At 61.1% G+C, this 15140-nt stretch carries 11 protein-coding genes; 9 read left to right on the top strand and 2 right to left on the bottom strand.

The genetic code is table 11. The annotated features are described in order from the left end of the window. Window positions 1-170: 170 nt before the first annotated feature. A complete protein-coding gene (locus FHT02_RS18015; RefSeq protein WP_246352514.1) occupies window positions 171-1442 on the top strand; it encodes a Gfo/Idh/MocA family protein in 1272 nt (423 codons plus the stop codon). A 254-nt stretch (window positions 1443-1696) separates the two neighbouring features. Here the strand turns inward: FHT02_RS18015 and FHT02_RS18010 are convergent, their stop codons facing one another. Next, complete coding sequence (locus FHT02_RS18010; RefSeq protein WP_343056992.1) at window positions 1697-2404, bottom strand: arylesterase; 708 nt, start codon at window positions 2402-2404, stop codon at window positions 1697-1699. Between the two features lie 70 nt (window positions 2405-2474). Between FHT02_RS18010 and FHT02_RS18005 the strand changes: the two genes are divergently transcribed. Both FHT02_RS18005 and FHT02_RS18000 read left to right on the top strand, forming a co-directional pair. Beyond that, on the top strand, window positions 2475-3131 hold the full coding sequence (locus FHT02_RS18005; RefSeq protein ID WP_246352513.1) for an ABC transporter ATP-binding protein: 657 nt from the start codon (window positions 2475-2477) through the stop codon (window positions 3129-3131). After that, window positions 3128-5623, top strand: a complete 2496-nt coding sequence (locus tag FHT02_RS18000; protein ID WP_343056991.1) for an ABC transporter permease — start codon at window positions 3128-3130, stop codon at window positions 5621-5623. Before FHT02_RS18005 ends, FHT02_RS18000 begins: the two co-directional genes overlap by 4 nt. A 258-nt stretch (window positions 5624-5881) precedes the next feature. Here the strand turns inward: FHT02_RS18000 and FHT02_RS17995 are convergent, their stop codons facing one another. Then, the gene (locus FHT02_RS17995; RefSeq protein WP_184090974.1) at window positions 5882-6337 is read right to left on the bottom strand and encodes a ribosomal maturation YjgA family protein; all 456 of its coding nucleotides are present in this window, start codon (window positions 6335-6337) and stop codon (window positions 5882-5884) included. A 1042-nt stretch (window positions 6338-7379) separates the two neighbouring features. Here FHT02_RS17995 and FHT02_RS17990 point away from each other — a divergent pair. The 6 genes from FHT02_RS17990 (at window position 7380) to FHT02_RS17965 (ending at window position 14764) form a co-directional block, all read left to right on the top strand. Then, window positions 7380-7709: a hypothetical protein gene (locus FHT02_RS17990; RefSeq protein WP_184090972.1), complete on the top strand. Its 330-nt coding sequence runs from the start codon at window positions 7380-7382 to the stop codon at window positions 7707-7709. Window positions 7710-8196: 487 nt separating this feature from the next. Then, window positions 8197-8709 (top strand): DUF2141 domain-containing protein, encoded by a 513-nt coding sequence (locus FHT02_RS17985; protein ID WP_184090970.1) that lies wholly within the window; start codon window positions 8197-8199, stop codon window positions 8707-8709. A 274-nt stretch (window positions 8710-8983) separates the two neighbouring features. Further along, window positions 8984-11692, top strand: a complete 2709-nt coding sequence (bamA, locus tag FHT02_RS17980) for an outer membrane protein assembly factor BamA (RefSeq protein ID WP_425506459.1) — start codon at window positions 8984-8986, stop codon at window positions 11690-11692. 143 nt (window positions 11693-11835) lie between these two features. Continuing rightward, on the top strand, window positions 11836-12573 hold the full coding sequence (locus FHT02_RS17975) for a response regulator (protein WP_184091101.1): 738 nt from the start codon (window positions 11836-11838) through the stop codon (window positions 12571-12573). Window positions 12574-12686: 113 nt separating this feature from the next. Next, complete coding sequence (locus FHT02_RS17970) at window positions 12687-13844, top strand: ATP-binding protein (protein WP_246352512.1); 1158 nt, start codon at window positions 12687-12689, stop codon at window positions 13842-13844. Between the two features lie 245 nt (window positions 13845-14089). Next, window positions 14090-14764, top strand: a complete 675-nt coding sequence (locus FHT02_RS17965) for a dioxygenase family protein (RefSeq protein ID WP_343056990.1) — start codon at window positions 14090-14092, stop codon at window positions 14762-14764. Window positions 14765-15140 lie beyond the last annotated feature (376 nt).

Raw genomic sequence — 15140 nt, 5'->3', positions numbered from 1 at the left:
AATCCTCGGTCGGCACGACGCCGTTTCTGCCGGACAGTGATATCTTCGCCATTGCGCTCACGACAACCGATTGTCGGGGCGACCCACAATCGGCCATTCAGGCCGACCTCTCGGCTCCCTAACATCGGCCGTCAGGTATTACCGGCCGGTCGTCCGCTACGGATCGAACATTGCTGAAAAAGCGCGTAAGAACCGTCTTGCTCGAACAGGAGGCGCTCATGGTCACTCGAGTCTTTACGCGAAGAGGGTTTGTTGCCGGGAGTAGCCTTGCCGCCGCGTCGCTGGCCGTGACCACAGACTCCGCCGCAACCCTTGCACAGGCCGGCGGCAGCGCACGTCTGAAGGGGCAGCCCTTGCCGGATGGCGCGCGGCTTCCCTCAGCCCCTGATCGCAGGATACGCTCAGACAGCGTCGGGTTCGCGATCGTGGGCCTTGGCGGTTACGCACTTAATCAGATGATGCCGCGGTTCGCGCAAGCAGAGCGAGCACATATCGCTGCGATTGTGTCGGGAAATCCTGAGAAGCTGCGTCGTGTGGGTGACGCCTACGGCGTCCCGACTGACGCACGCCACTCCTACGAGGCATTTGAAAAGATTGCGTCCGACAAGCGCATCGACGCGGTGTACATCGTCCTGCCGACGGGCCTCCATGCCGAGTGGGCAATCCGCGGCTTTGCGGCTGGGAAGCACGTGTTGTGCGAGAAGCCGATGGCCCTTTCGAGTGCCGATTGCGAACGGATGATCGCTGCAGGTCGCAGGGCCAAGCGCAAGCTGATGATTGCCTATCGTTCTCATTTCGAGCCGTACAACCTGGAAGCCATGAGGTTGATGGAGCAGAAGGCAATCGGGACTATCAGGCTGGTGCGCACTGAGCAGTCCTATCGCATGGGACCGACCAGCCCAGGCGAGAACTGGCGAACCAGTCGCGCGCTAGCAGGCGGCGGTCCGCTCGAGGATTATGGGATCTACGGACTTCAAGCCGCATTGTACCTCACCGGCGAAATGCCCCAGCGGATCAGCGCCACGGCGTTCCGTCCCGCTGGAGACGCTCGCTTTGCGGAGATCTTCGCCCATGTTTCGTCGCAATGGCTGTTCCCATCCGGCGCGGTGGCGCAACTGGCAACATCCTATGACTCTGCAGGCACGAACTTCGCGCAGGTGCGCGGTACCGACGGAGCCCTGATCATGGATCCGGCGACCAGCTATGCTGGGCAGAAGATGCGCATCGAGAGTCGCGATGGGCGAGAGTTCACGCCGGGGGATCCCGACGTCCAGTTCGCGCGCCAACTCGACCACTTCGCTAACGCGGTTCGCGACAATACCGCTATCAAAACGCCTGGGGAAATGGGCCTGCGTGACTTGCGACTAATCGAGGCGATCTATGCGTCTGCAAGGACTGGGCGCACGGTTGGTTTAGCGTCGGATGGTAGCATGCTCGGTTGACTGTAAGACCTATTCCGCCGAACCTCTCCTTCGCTCAAGGTACGTGCTGGTCAGCCTAGCGCGAGTTGCCCCGCTCAACCGTTCACCTCCCCCGGCTTCTCGACCTACCTTCGTTCATCACGACCCCCCCAGACTTTCGCGCACTTATCCCCTCAACCGGCCCGTTTGAGAGCGGATGGTGCCCTTGCCGAAACTCTCCCTTAGCTCAACTCCAGCATGTGATCTGAAGAGGCCTCAGCCAGCGAGGTGGGGCATCAGCGGGATCTCTCCAACTGCTCCAACCGCTTTTCCACAATCGGGGTCAGCCGGTTGGCGATGATTGTCACTCCCCGCGCATTGGGATGAACACCATCCTGCAACATCAGTGCTCGCTTGCCGATCACGCCTTCAAGGATGAAGGGGTAGAGCGCGGCTTCGTGCTTCCGCGCGAGGTCCGGCCAGATCGCATTAAAGCGAGCCGCGAATTCAGGCCCAAGGTTCGGCGGAGCCAGCATCCCCGTAAGCACCACGGGGATTTTTCTCTTGTCCAACTCGTCGAGCATCGCCGCCAGGTTGGCGCGGGTCTCGACGGGATCAACCTGACGCAGCACGTCGTTTCCGCCTAATCCCAGCAGGACGAGATCGGGAGCGGTTTTTAGGCGATCAAGCGTGTAGGCAAGCCGTCGGCGGCCTCCGGCTGTGGTGTCGCTCGAAACGCCGGCGTTAACGATCGACGCATCGATGCCGTGAGATCGCAGCTGAGCCTGAACAGCATCTGGCAAACTCTCGCCGCGCTTCAGGCGATAGCCGGCATAAAGGCTGTCCCCAAACGCCAGCACCGTCCGCTTGGGTCCTGAAACCGGAATGTCGGTGGTGGTTCTGGCCTGCGTCTCCGAAGCGGAGGTTGCCGACTGGTTGGGCACCAGGACGTCGTTCGCTCCGTCTCCGCAGGCACTCAGGAGCAGGGCAGCTTGGAGGATCACTCCACAGCATGCATAAGATCGCGATGCCTTTACCACTTCCACTCCGCTTCCGCTCATGACTGCACCCGATATGGTCATCTCGGCTCGCGATGTAAGGCTGACCCTGGGTGCTGCCGAGCCGATCGGAATCCTGCGCGGGATCGATCTGGACGTCGCGCGCGGCGAGAGCGTCGCCCTATTGGGCGCTTCAGGGTCGGGAAAGTCTTCTCTTTTGGCCGTGCTCTCCGGGCTTGAGCGCGCAACGAGCGGGAGCGTACAGGTCGCGGGATTAGACTTCACGACGTTGGACGAGGACGCGCTCGCAATTGCGCGTCGGGGACGTATTGGCATCGTGTTGCAAGCCTTTCACCTGTTTCCGACCATGACGGCGCGCGAGAATGTCGCGGTGCCATTGGAGTTGGCCGGGATTGCTCACGCTTCAGCGCTGGCTGAAGACGAGCTTATCGCCGTCGGCTTGGGTCACCGGACCAATCATTACCCGGCTCAGCTCTCAGGAGGAGAGCAGCAACGTGTCGCGATAGCGCGGGCGCTTGCCCCCCGCCCGTCGTTGGTCTTCGCCGATGAGCCGACCGGCAACCTTGACGCCGTTACTGGGGCCAGGATCGTCGACCTGCTGTTTGAGCGGCAACGTGCCGCTGACGCAAGCCTCGTGATTATCACGCATGATCCTGCGCTTGCACGTCGATGCGACCGAACCCTCGAGCTGGTCGACGGACGTCTCGCTTGAGCCAGTGGGCCATTGCCTTGACGCTTGCCCGGCGGGAGCTGTCGCTACGCTTCCGCGGCCTGAGGCTGCTGCTCGTGTGCCTCTTCCTCGGCGTGGGCGCCTTGGCGGCGATCGGAAGCCTGGCGTCCGCCATAACTCGGGAGCTTGGGGCGCAAGGCCAGGTGCTTTTAGGGGGCGACGCTGAGTTTTCGGTATCGCAGCGAGGCGCCGACCCCGAAGAGGTCGGCGCGCTGCGAGCCTTCGGCCGCGTCTCGGAAACCGTTCGAATGCAGTCCATGGCTGTTACTGTCAGCGGCGATACGGCGCCCATCCAATTGAAGGCAGTGGATCAGGCTTATCCCCTCTACGGCAGGCTTACCCTGTCGGACGGGAGTACCGTGCGTGCTCCGGAGGATGGAGAGATCTGGATCGGCAAAGCTCTGGCCGAGCGGCTAGGCCTGAAGTCACGCGACAAGCTCCGTGTTGGAATGGCCAGTTTCCTCGTTGGCGGGATCATCGGCGAGGAGCCGGACCGGCTTAGCGAGGGCTTCACACTCGGTCCTGTTGCGCTTGTGTCTATGGCCGGTCTGCGCCGCACGGAGCTGGTTCAGCCGGGCAGTCTCTATGAGACCAGAGTTCGAGTGGCTTTGGCTCAACTTGATCCCGCTGCCGTCATCAGCCGTTTCGAGAAAGCGTTCCCTGCGGCAGGGTGGGAGACGCGAACGCGCGATCGTGCTTCGCCCGGCGCCAGCCGCTTCATCACGCGAATGGGTGAGTTTCTGACCTTGGTTGGGCTCTCGGCCCTCGTGATCGCGGGGGTTGGGGTGGGCGGTGGCGTATCATCTTATCTCAACCAGCGCCGCTCAAGCATCGCAATGCTCAAGGTGCTCGGAGGGACGTCCGGCATCGTTACTCGCATCTACCTTATTCAGGTTTCGGCTGTCGCCCTTGTCGGCGTTGCTCTTGGTTTACTCGCGGGGGTTGCGGCAACGCCGCTGCTCAGTTCGCTGGCTGGTGCGGTTCTCCCGATTGCCCCTGGCTCCGCGCTGGAGCCCGTTCCGCTCGCGCTTGCCGCCGCCTATGGCTTCCTCATCGCATTGGCGTTCTGCGCTCCCGCCCTTGTGACTGCCGCGCGCGTTCCTGCAGCGTCACTCCTGCGATCAACGACCGACATGCGGTCGGGCGGATGGACCGCCTGGCGCTGGATCGCTGGTGCGGCGGCTGTCGTCATTGCCTTGGCGCTCGCTTCGAGCGATCGCCCCTGGTTCACGGCAAGCTTTCTGCTCGCGACTTCGGTGACCCTGCTGCTTTTGGTGGTAATCGGCCTTGGGATCCGCGGGGCCGCAGCTCGTCTCCCTCATTTCCGCCGGCCGCTGCTGCGACTTGCGGTTGCGGGCCTTCATAGACCCGGTTCGAAAACGGTAGCGTTAGTGGTGGCGCTTGGTCTCGGTCTCACGCTCTTCGTGCTTCTTGCCGCCATTCGCACCAGCCTGGACGGCAACATCCAGCGCAGCGTACCCGAACGAGCGCCTGCACTCTTTGCACTCGATGTTCCCGCCGAGCGCGAGGCCGAATTCCGTCGCACTGTGGAGCGTTCAGCACCGGGGGCCAAGGTCGACGCGGTGCCGCTCATGCGGGGAAAAATTACTGCCTATGGCTCCACCCGCGTTGCCGACCTAAAGGTGATCCCTGAGGAGGCTTGGGCGCTACGTGGTGAGCGTGGACTTACATTCGCAGAAGGGCTGCCTCCAGGCAGCACGTTGTCGGCTGGTCGATGGTGGACCCCAGCCGAGGGCCGACGGGCGCTCGTCTCTGTCGACGAACGGCTAGCTAAATCGCTGAACCTGAAGATTGGGGACCGGCTTACCGTTTCGGTATTGGGGCTGGAACGGGACGCGACGGTCGCATCCTTCCGGCGCATCGCTTGGGATACCCTGGGCTTCAACTTCGTGCTGGTCTTCTCCCCTGGCGCCCTGGCTGACGTTCCACACAATTTAGCGGCAACCATCGACATGCCCGCGAGCCAAACCCCAGCGGTAACGCATGCCTTGCTGCCGCGCTTCCCGTCCACCTCGGTCATCGAGGTGGGTGGCGTTCTCGCACAGGTACAAGCGGTCGTGGGGCAGATGGCGACTGCCATAGCCGCGGCCGCCGGAGTGGCGGTTCTGGCCGGTGTGGCCGTCCTAATCGGCGCGATCGCAGCCGCCCGCGCCGCGCGAACCTACGACGCCGTGATTCTGAAGGTGCTTGGTGCCACTCGACTACAGGTGCTGACGTTGCAGGCGATCGAATATGCCATGCTGTCGGCGATCATGAGCGCCGTCGCTCTGGCCATCGGAACAGCCGGCGGCTGGTACGTTGTCACGCAGCTTTTCGACTTCGTATGGTTGCCGAACTGGAGTGTCGTCCTTTTAACATTGGCATCTGGTGCGCTCGTGACGATCGTCGTTGGTCTGGCCGGAAGTATGCCTGTGCTCCGCGCTCGCCCAGCAGCTGCGCTACGTGAGCTGTAACGTCGGGAGGACGCGGGCTTAGGATAGGATCTTAACCGCGGACGCGACTAGCTGTCATCAAATTTCCTGAAAGACTCCAGCGACGCCGTGTTCCACTCATTGTATGAGGGCCGAATTGACCCAAAAGCGGCCATTCCGCTATCCACGCGACACCAACGTCTGACCTGCAGAACCCTAACTTGAATGGACGGCAGCTTACGGGAGCAGGGGAGGGGCTCGGAGCGGCAGCTACTGGCGCTTAGCCACAGCGCGTAAAACTCAGTTCGTTGCCCTTCTTGCCCTGAAAAGATGCTCCAAGATCAGAACGGCTCCGGCACCGGCGGAATAGGCTAGAAAATCCCGCGGATCGAAGCCGGTGCCCAGCACCGCTCTGACTACCGGATTTCGTCCGAGGCCAATTACCTCGACGAAATGGTACCACTGCGAGACCTCAATGGCGAAGGCGGTGGCAAGGGCGCAGAGCACTGAAGCGATCGATCCCAACCGCGTTGCGCCTCGGATGACCAAATACACCAGCACTACGGCCAAGCTGTCACCACCGTACGGGCGTATTATCGGATCATCGAGAAACAGGGCAATCGCGGCCTCGATGATCAGGAGCAGCGCGGCACCAAGCAAATATCGCAACCGCAGCCCAGCAATGGAGGGCTGTAAGTCTTCAGCGCGTTTAGAGATCGGCTGAGGCGAGATGGGCTGCAGATGCGGGCTCGGCATGGTCGGGACCTACCAGCACCGGATGCAGTTTGAATGCAGGATCTGTGTTTCCTTCGTAAAGTTGGCTTATGCTCCACATGAACGAAGGGCAGGTAACGGGAAGCTCGCCCGCTGCCCTCAAGGGCAGCAATTGGCGCTTTGCTGCCGAGCGCTAGATCCGCCGAAGGTCGTCAAGTGGCGAGACGGTCCGTCCGCATACGAAGCGTCGCCACAAGTCCGCTGGGCTTCCATTCATAGCGTAGATCACCGCTAAATCGTGTCTGCGCGGCCGACCCTGCCGCATCAGAACGGCAGCGATTAGCGCCCGAGCTGCCGATCAGTGTGTTACCGCCGAATACGAAGTGCCTGCAAGCTCAAGCCGGGGACAGGTGAATCAACGGCATGTTATAAGAAGCAGGGGAGGATCCTGGAAAGGCAGCTGCTGGCGCCCACCTGACGTCGCTTTCAGCCAAAGAGTGGCCGATTTGCACCCTCGATGCTCCAAGTTGCATGGCTTCGTTACAAACGGAAATTCGTCCGCAACTCGCTGCCCGCAGCGAGGACTGGTCGGCGTGCCCCCCCCCTGTCGCCGACCACCGGACCTCACCGGTGAATGCCCCGAACCACAGGGGCGGTGTTCCGCCCCTGTGGTTCAACGTCGAGGTACCACGGACCAAATGCCCTTAGCTTAAGAGCTTTGAACCGCAGGCTCTCCAAAGCTGCGACCTGCGCCAGCCTTGCACGAGATGCGCTGGATGCGCATCGCTAGGTCTCAGAAACGGCCCTCGCCTTGCCCAATACCCAGGCCACGCGAACCGCACTCTCATGGAGCAGCGTAGATGATGGCTGCTCAGACCGTCGAAACCTGGAGCTCTAAGGCGTGGCTTTCCTGTCGGTTCGCCTTTCCTAAAGGCACCTTTTTTACATTCATTACAAAACATCTCGGCTGCGAAATTCTTTTGACATGTGTCTTTTGCACAACAGTTCAGCGGCTGCGAATCAGGGCGAATGATCCAACAATGCCGCCCTGCCGCTACCGCGAGTGCTTTGCGAAGGAATCTGAATGTACATCCATAGTGACGGCGCCTTTCATAGGCGAGGACCAACGCCCGGGACCGACCAGCCACCGCTCGTAGACAACCCGTTTGCCCCCGAGCTGCTGGTCACCGGCTTCGCGGGTGTATCCAACCTGGGTGGGATCATTAAACTAACCCTAGAGAGCCTGCAGTGTGACCACTCGCGCGCGACGCCGGTTCTCGAGCGGGTCGTCGTCGGGCGGCTCGCGCTGCCGATACCGGCAGCTCAAACGCTGGTCCTGGCACTCAATTGTTTCCTGGAGCAGCAGGGCTTCAGCCCATCTCAAGCCGCTGCCAGCGGAGAGGCTTTCCAATGAAGGCTTATGGACAACCGCGGATCACGGTGTCTTGGGCGAGTCCAGTCCAGGTCAGTGACCGACGAGAATCCGATGAGCGGAATGGCGACGGTCCGCAGTTCAGGAAGTCCGTTCGGGAGGGCGGAGCCGTGGGCCTTCGCCGTTCAGATGGCCGAAGTTGAGGTGAGCCTGGCGCCAGAGGCCCACCTGCCTGTGCTTCTTGGGGCGACTGTGAAGCCTATGATCTCGACGTTCGTCTATTACTGTCGGCGCGGCCATCAAGAACAAGTTGCCGCTATCAATGCGCGTTCACAAAGGGCGGCGTTCATACATCGGCGGCTGTGCGAGATGTACACGGCTCGCGCTATCTCAACGCTTCTCAACGTCCTCTCGGATGTTGAGCTACCCTCTACAGCGGCAATCCTCGAGCAAGGCGCCGATGAACGCGCAGCCTTGCAGTGTTCTCGATAGATCGCCCTCGACCCGAGGCAATCCATTAGGAATCCCGATGTTTCACCTCTTTATGTATCTCGGCACTGCGTCGGTTTCGCACGCGGTCGCCGCTGCCGCCACTACTTACGCTCAACAGGACGGATCCTGCTCGAACGCCAGCGGCCCACCGCTTCATGTCAAAGTGGTAGGGCTGAAGGATCTATCCGGTCGACTGAAGCTTGAGATCTTTCCTCCTACCGAGGCTGACTTTTTGAAAGACGACAGGAAGCTGAAAGCGGAAGGTAGGTCCTTTCGCCGGGTCTGGAGCGGCTCGCCTCCGGGACGCGATGCCGCTTTGTGCATCCGAGCGCCGGGCCCGGGCACGTGGGCAGTTCTTTTCACGCATGACCGCGACGGCAAGAACAAGTTCAATCCATGGAGGGACGGGGCGGGGCTGCCGAGTAACCACCCACTTGGGCTCACCAGGCCTAAGGTGAAACCGGCCTTGGTGACGATCCCGGCCGGCGGGATGAGCATAGAAATTCGGGCGCAGTATCTCAAAGGCCTGAACGGCTTTCAGCCTTTGTGATCTGAACCGGCTAGCCGACCTTCGACGCTCAAGCCGCATCAACAGGCTCGCCGACGGATCGAGTATCTGACGCTCGATCTAGCCGGCAGCTTGGTTCTGAAATCGCCCCGACGACGGGCTGGAAGCCCTTCGCTCCCCACCGTTTCGGGAGGGGGTTGGGCGTCCTTCGTCTCGACCTTCGGCGCGTCCGGCGACCGATATCGCACAGTATGCGTGGAGTATCCCATTGTCTCAAAGACCCACTCGAACGAAGCGGGCCCGGCGTGGCGCCCTGTTGCTCGGTGCGAGCTTGTTGCTCTGCGGGACGACCGCTGCTCAGGCGGCCGCGCAGACCGCACCGCTTGCGGATCGGGCAAGGGACAGCAAGCCCAAGCTGGCTCGCTCCTTGCGGGTGGAGGGCGTCCAGCGCGTCGAAGCGCAGACGGTCCTTTCCTATACGAAGTTGCGGGCTGGCGAGCCCTACACCGCGGAGACGGTCGATCAGGCAATTCGCGATCTACTCGCCTCCGACCTGCTGGCCGATGTGGAGATCGAAGGGCTTGATAAGGGCGATCTGATCATCCGCGTTCGAGAAAACCCGGTGATCAATCGGGTGATCTACGAAGGTAACAATCGGCTCAAGAGCGAGAAGATCGCTAAGGAAGTGAAGCTGGCACCGCGCCAGATCTTCACCCGCACTGCGGTGCGTGCTGACGTCGCTCGTATCTTAGAGCTGTATCGCCGCCAAGGCCGCTTCGCCGCCAATGTTCAGCCCAAGATGGTCAGCCTGGAGCAGAATCGCGTGGACGTGATCTTCGAGATCAAGGAAGGCCCCAAATCCAAGGTCCGCCAGATCAACATCATCGGCAACGAGGTGTTTTCGGACGGAGAGCTCCGCGGCGAGATGGCCACCAAGGCGTCGAGCCTGAAGAACCTGCTCAGCTCGAACACGTCCTATGACCAGGACCGTCTGGCCTATGACCAGCAGAAGCTTCGTCAGTTCTACCTGACCAACGGTTATGCGGAGTTCCGCGTGATCTCGGCAGTGGCCGAACTAACGCCGGACAAGCGCGACTTCATCATCACCTATGTCGTCGAGGAAGGTCCGCGCTATAAGTTTGGCCCGGTGACGGTCGATAGCGCGATCCGCGACTTCAACGACAAGAAGCTCGCTACGGCGCTCTCAATCAAGGAGGGGCAGTGGTACAACGCCAAAGCCGTCGAGGACACCGTTGAGCAACTGAGCGAAACCGCTGGCGCGTTTGGCTATGCCTTTGCCGATGTTCGTCCAGAGTTCCAGCGCGAGCGCGAGAGCCTGACGATGACGATGAACTTCCGCATGGCGGAAGCCAATCGTACCTATGTCGAGCGCATCGACATCACCGGAAACCGCCAGACACAGGACAAGGTGATCCGCCGCGAACTGCGCGTGGCCGAGGGCGACGCGTTCAACACCTTTCTGGTGAAGCGCTCGCAGGACCGCATCAACAGCCTGGGTTATTTCCAGGAAAAGTTCGAGGTCGAGCGCAAGGAAGGCTCCGCACCCGATAGGGTCGTCCTTTCTGCCGGCGTAGAAGAGAAGGCGAATGGCGAGCTAACATTGTCGGCGGGCTTTTCAAGCCTGGAGAGCTTCATCGTGTCGGCCTCGATCCGCCAGCGAAACTTCCGGGGAAGAGGGCAGACGTTGTCGGCATCGGTAGATTATTCAAGCTATTCGAAGTCTGTCGAACTCGGTTTCACCGAGCCCTACCTCTTCGACAGCAACGTGGCATTGGGCGGAACCATCTTCCGCCGCGACTACAACGCGTTCAACTATGTAGGGACCGATCGCAGCACGACCTATCAACAGATATCAACCGGCTTCCAACTCGTCGCCGGCGTACCTCTCACAGAAAACTGGACTCTATCTGGACGATACTCCCTGACGAAGGATGATGTTTCCCTCGACACGGCGACCTTCTACTCGGATACCGATGGTGATGGCGACACCGAGTGTGATCCGCTCAAGGCTGGGACCTACTACTGCCAGGCGGTTGGTTCTCGGATCACCTCGCTCGTCGGGCTCTCGCTGATTTACGACAGCCTCAACAGCCGCCTGCGCCCGAGCCGCGGCCACCGTCTGGTCCTCGGCGCGGATTTCGCCGGGCTCGGTGGTGACGTCCGCTACCTGCGTGGGCGCTTCGACGCAGACAAGTATTGGAATGTCGGCAAAGGCTTCATCTTCTCGCTCTCAGCGGAAGGAGGGTATATCCATGGCCTCGAGGGATCGAAGGCTGAGGGAGTCGATCCTGTCCGGATCACCGACCGCTTCTATCTGGGGGAGCCGCAGTTTCGCGGCTTCGACATCCGCGGCATCGGTCCGCGGGTCCAGCGCACCAGCTATACCGGAGATCCCGCGGCCGGCACGCAATTGCTGTCCACCGACACATCTTCGATCACCGACGATGCGCTCGGCGGAAAAGCCTATTATCTTGGAAAGGCCGAGCTTGAGATTCCACTTGGAGCAGGCGCGGCGGAGCTCGGTTTGCGGCCCTCGATCTTCATACAGGCCGGCGCTGTGTTCAACACCACGCGTCCGGCGAAGACTGTCGAGTTCGAGCAGCTGAAGGACTCCTCAGGCAACCTAGTCTACAATGCCGATGGTTCGCCAACGCTTTTGCCGAAGAAGAGCTATGTGTACGATTCGAGCGGGAATCCCTACTACGTAGTCGCGTCGACGGACACGACGAACGCTGGCTTGACGACGATCTGCCAGGTTGGCTATGCCGCGACTTCCACCGATCCGTGCACCGGCACCTCGCTCAACACACAATACTATACCGAGACGGCGCCGTTCTACGAGACGTATTTGGGGGATAGCCCAAAACCGCGCATCTCTGTTGGCTTCGGCGTGAACTGGAATTCGCCGTTCGGACCGCTCCGTTTGGATATAGCCAAGGACATCATCAGCATAGACGGCGACGACCCCAAGCTCTTCACCTTCAACATCGGAACGCAGTTTTAGCTACAGACTTGCTTCGCCCTCGTGTTGGCAGGGTGGAAAGGCTCTGCGGGGAAGGCGTGGCAAAGAAGCCACAGCGCGATCGCATTACACTCCGTTGCAGCTTTGCAAGGCAGCGGATACCTTTACGGTATATTCATCCGGACATGTCTCAGCCAGCATTCGAATTGGATTTAGATACCCGCCTCCTCATCGTCGATGACGATTCCGGCATTCGGGAACTCACTGCCGAGTTCCTGTCGCAGCACGGCTACCTCGTGGATGTAGCTGCTGGTGCAGCTGAGATGCGCGCCGCGATGGCACGGCAGACTTATGAGCTGATCGTGCTCGACGTGATGATGCCCAGTGAGGATGGGCTGCAAATCCTGCGCGGCATGGACCGCACAGGCGGTCCTGCCGTCATTCTTCATTCGGTGATTGGCGAAGATGTTGATCGCATCGTTGGCCTTGAGTTGGGCGCCGATGACTATGTTGCCAAGCCCGCGAACCCTCGCGAACTACTGGCGCGCATCAGATCGGTTTTGCGCCGAGCTCGACCTAGCTCGGTATCGCCACTGGAGCCCGCGCGGCAGTATCTTCGTTTCGCTGGGTGGCGTTTGGATCCTACCGGACGGCAGCTGTTCGACCCAGAAGACGTCTTGATCAATTTATCTGACGGCGAGTTCAGACTGCTCCTCGCGTTTGTCGAGCGTCCAAGACGTGTGCTGACGCGCGACATGCTGCTGGACGCATCGCGCGGTCCAAGCGCCGAACACTATGACCGCGCGATCGACGTTCAAATGAGCCGATTGAGGAAGAAGCTCGCCCAGCCTGGCGCAGACGAGTTGATCCGGACGATCCGCAACGAGGGTTACATGTTCGTTGCCGAAGTCACCAAAGGATGACCAGCCGTCACCGCTCGATAATCGTTCCGATCGTTGCACTCGTATTTGGTGGCGCACTCCTCGCGGTTGCTGTGCAGTTCGCGCTGATGTTTCGCGGGCCGCCTCCCGGGTCGATGCCGCCGCTGCCCGTTTCGCGTATCGCTGAGGCACTGCGGACCGGCACCCTCCCACCCGGACGAGAGCGTCAGATTACGATCCGGCATGTGGAGGCTGAGCCTACAGGGCGTTCCATCGAGCGGCCAGACCTCAGGCGCGACGCGGTGCTCGCCGCCCGCATAGGCGTGCCTGTCGATCAAGTCCGCGGCTATTATCAGATGCAGGCCCGCGATCCCGAGAACGACCTGTTCGGTAGCTGGACCATTGCCAGCAGAAGAACCGATGGTTGGGTCGTCGCAACTAGCCCGGAGAGGCCAGCGTTCACGCATTGGCACCTCATCCGAGTGATCGCGACGCTCGTGACACTAATAGTCCTGACCATGTTGGCCTGGCTCGTGGCCCGAAAGATTTCTGGGCCGCTGCGCGACCTGGCTGACGTGGCAAGCCGCGCTCGCTTGGGCACTAAGGAACCCGTTCCTATCACTGGGCCGCGAGAGGTTCGCGAGCTAGCTTCGGCTATGGCGGCAATGCAGCGACGGATCCTTGAGCAGGCTGAGGGACGAGCGACGATGCTGGCGGCCATCGCGCATGATCTCGGGACTCCTCTATCGCGCATCGCATTCTGGATCGAGCAACTGCCAGACGCCGCCCGGGTGCGTGCTTCAGCTGACCTGGACCAGATGCGCGACATGCTTGGGGCTGCTTTGCGGTTCACCCGTGACGGTGCAAGCGTAGAACGTGCTGAGAGGCTGGACCTTGGCAGCCTGCTGGAGAGCCTGGCCGACGATCTTTGCGTCGCAGGAACTCCTGTGAGCGCGCAGCCGGGACCGCGGCTTGTGATCCGTGGCCACTCGGTCGACCTCAAGCGCCTCTTTGCCAATCTGGTCGAGAATGCCGTGCGCTATGGCGGTCGCGCCGAGTTGCAGTGGCGGATCGAAGGGCGGTGGGCAGAAGTTATCGTCGATGACGAAGGGCCTGGCTTCGATGCAGAAAATTCGGAGAGCCTGTTTCAACCCTTCGTCCGAGGCGAGGCCTCGCGCAACCGTGATACAGGCGGGACCGGCTTGGGGTTGGCGATTGTACGCAGCATTGCGGAAAGCCATGGGAGCGAGGTAACGCTGGAGACGCGCCCTCTCGGCGGCGGACGGGTGAGAGTTTGGCTTCCGATGGCCTGACTGTAATCCGACGAAACGAGCCGCAATGTGCTGAAATCAGCGCGTGAGCTTCCAGGCCGATATTCCCGTCAGACAGGGAGCTGGAAGAAATGTCTCAGGAACATCAACACGAACACGATTTGGGTTTAGCTCACGACTTGCAGGCGATGATGCGCCTTTCAAGCCGGCGGCGTGCGCTGCCTTGGTTTGCCGGAGCCGGCTCGGCCGCGCTTGTCGCGGCATGTGATGGAAGTGCTGGCGAGCCAGTGGCAGGCGAAATTTCAACGCCGACGCCGAGCCCTTCGCCCACTCCGACCGCGGCCAGCACGCCGACGCCGAGTGCTAGACCGTCGCCGGTCTCGGGCTGCGTCGTGGATCCCTCAGAGACCAACGGTCCCTATCCCGCTGACGGCACCAACACCTCGCGGGGTCTGACCTCCAATGCGCTCACTGCGTCGAACGTAGTCCGAAGTGACATTCGCTCGAGTTTCATCGGCACCTCGAACGCCGCCGCTCCGGGTGTGCAGGTGACGCTCACGCTCACCGTCCTGAACGTTAACGCGAGTTGCGCGCCCCTTGCAGGCTATGCAGTATACCTTTGGCACTGCGATCGGGAAGGCCGCTACTCGCTCTACGACCTTCCAAATGAAAGCTACCTGCGCGGCGTCGGGGTTACCGACAGCAACGGACAAGTGGTGTTCACCACCATCTTTCCTGGCTGCTACGCAGGCCGCTGGCCGCACATCCACTTCGAAGTCTTCTCTAGCCTTACGAATGCGACAAGCGGCCGATACGCAGTACTGGTGGGCCAATTGGCAATGCCGGCGTCAGTCTGCACTGAGGTGTACAATGGCGATAGCGGCTATAGCTCCAGCATCCGCAATTTTAGCGGCGTCGCCCTGTCCTCCGACAACGTGTTTGCTGACAACAGTGCGGCGTAACTCGCTCAGCAAACGCCCACCATGGGCGGCAGCATCGCTGCCGGGTATACGGCAGCTGCGTCTATCGGCATTACGCGCTGATCGTCGAGGCGACGGCTTATATATTGACGGAATTGCTTCACTAGGGAAGCTGCGTTGGGCGCGAGCCAGTGTCATGCGGGTGCGCCTAGACTTGGGTGTTGCGTACATCGACGAGGGCTCCACCTCGACGCCGGCTGAAGAAATCTGAATGGACGGCAGGTATTGGCAAGCGCTCGAGCTGCTTGCAACGGCATCTGTGGACATGGGGTAATCGCGGGAGCGGGCTACCTCGACCAGCGATGGTGTGGAGGGTGGCTGTTCCTCGATAGATGAAGGTGCGGGCTCACGACTGGAA

It is taken from the genome of Sphingomonas xinjiangensis, from assembly GCF_014199255.1.
In the GTDB taxonomy this organism is placed as follows: domain Bacteria; phylum Pseudomonadota; class Alphaproteobacteria; order Sphingomonadales; family Sphingomonadaceae; genus Sphingomonas; species Sphingomonas xinjiangensis.
This window is presented reverse-complemented; position numbering and strand designations above follow the sequence as displayed.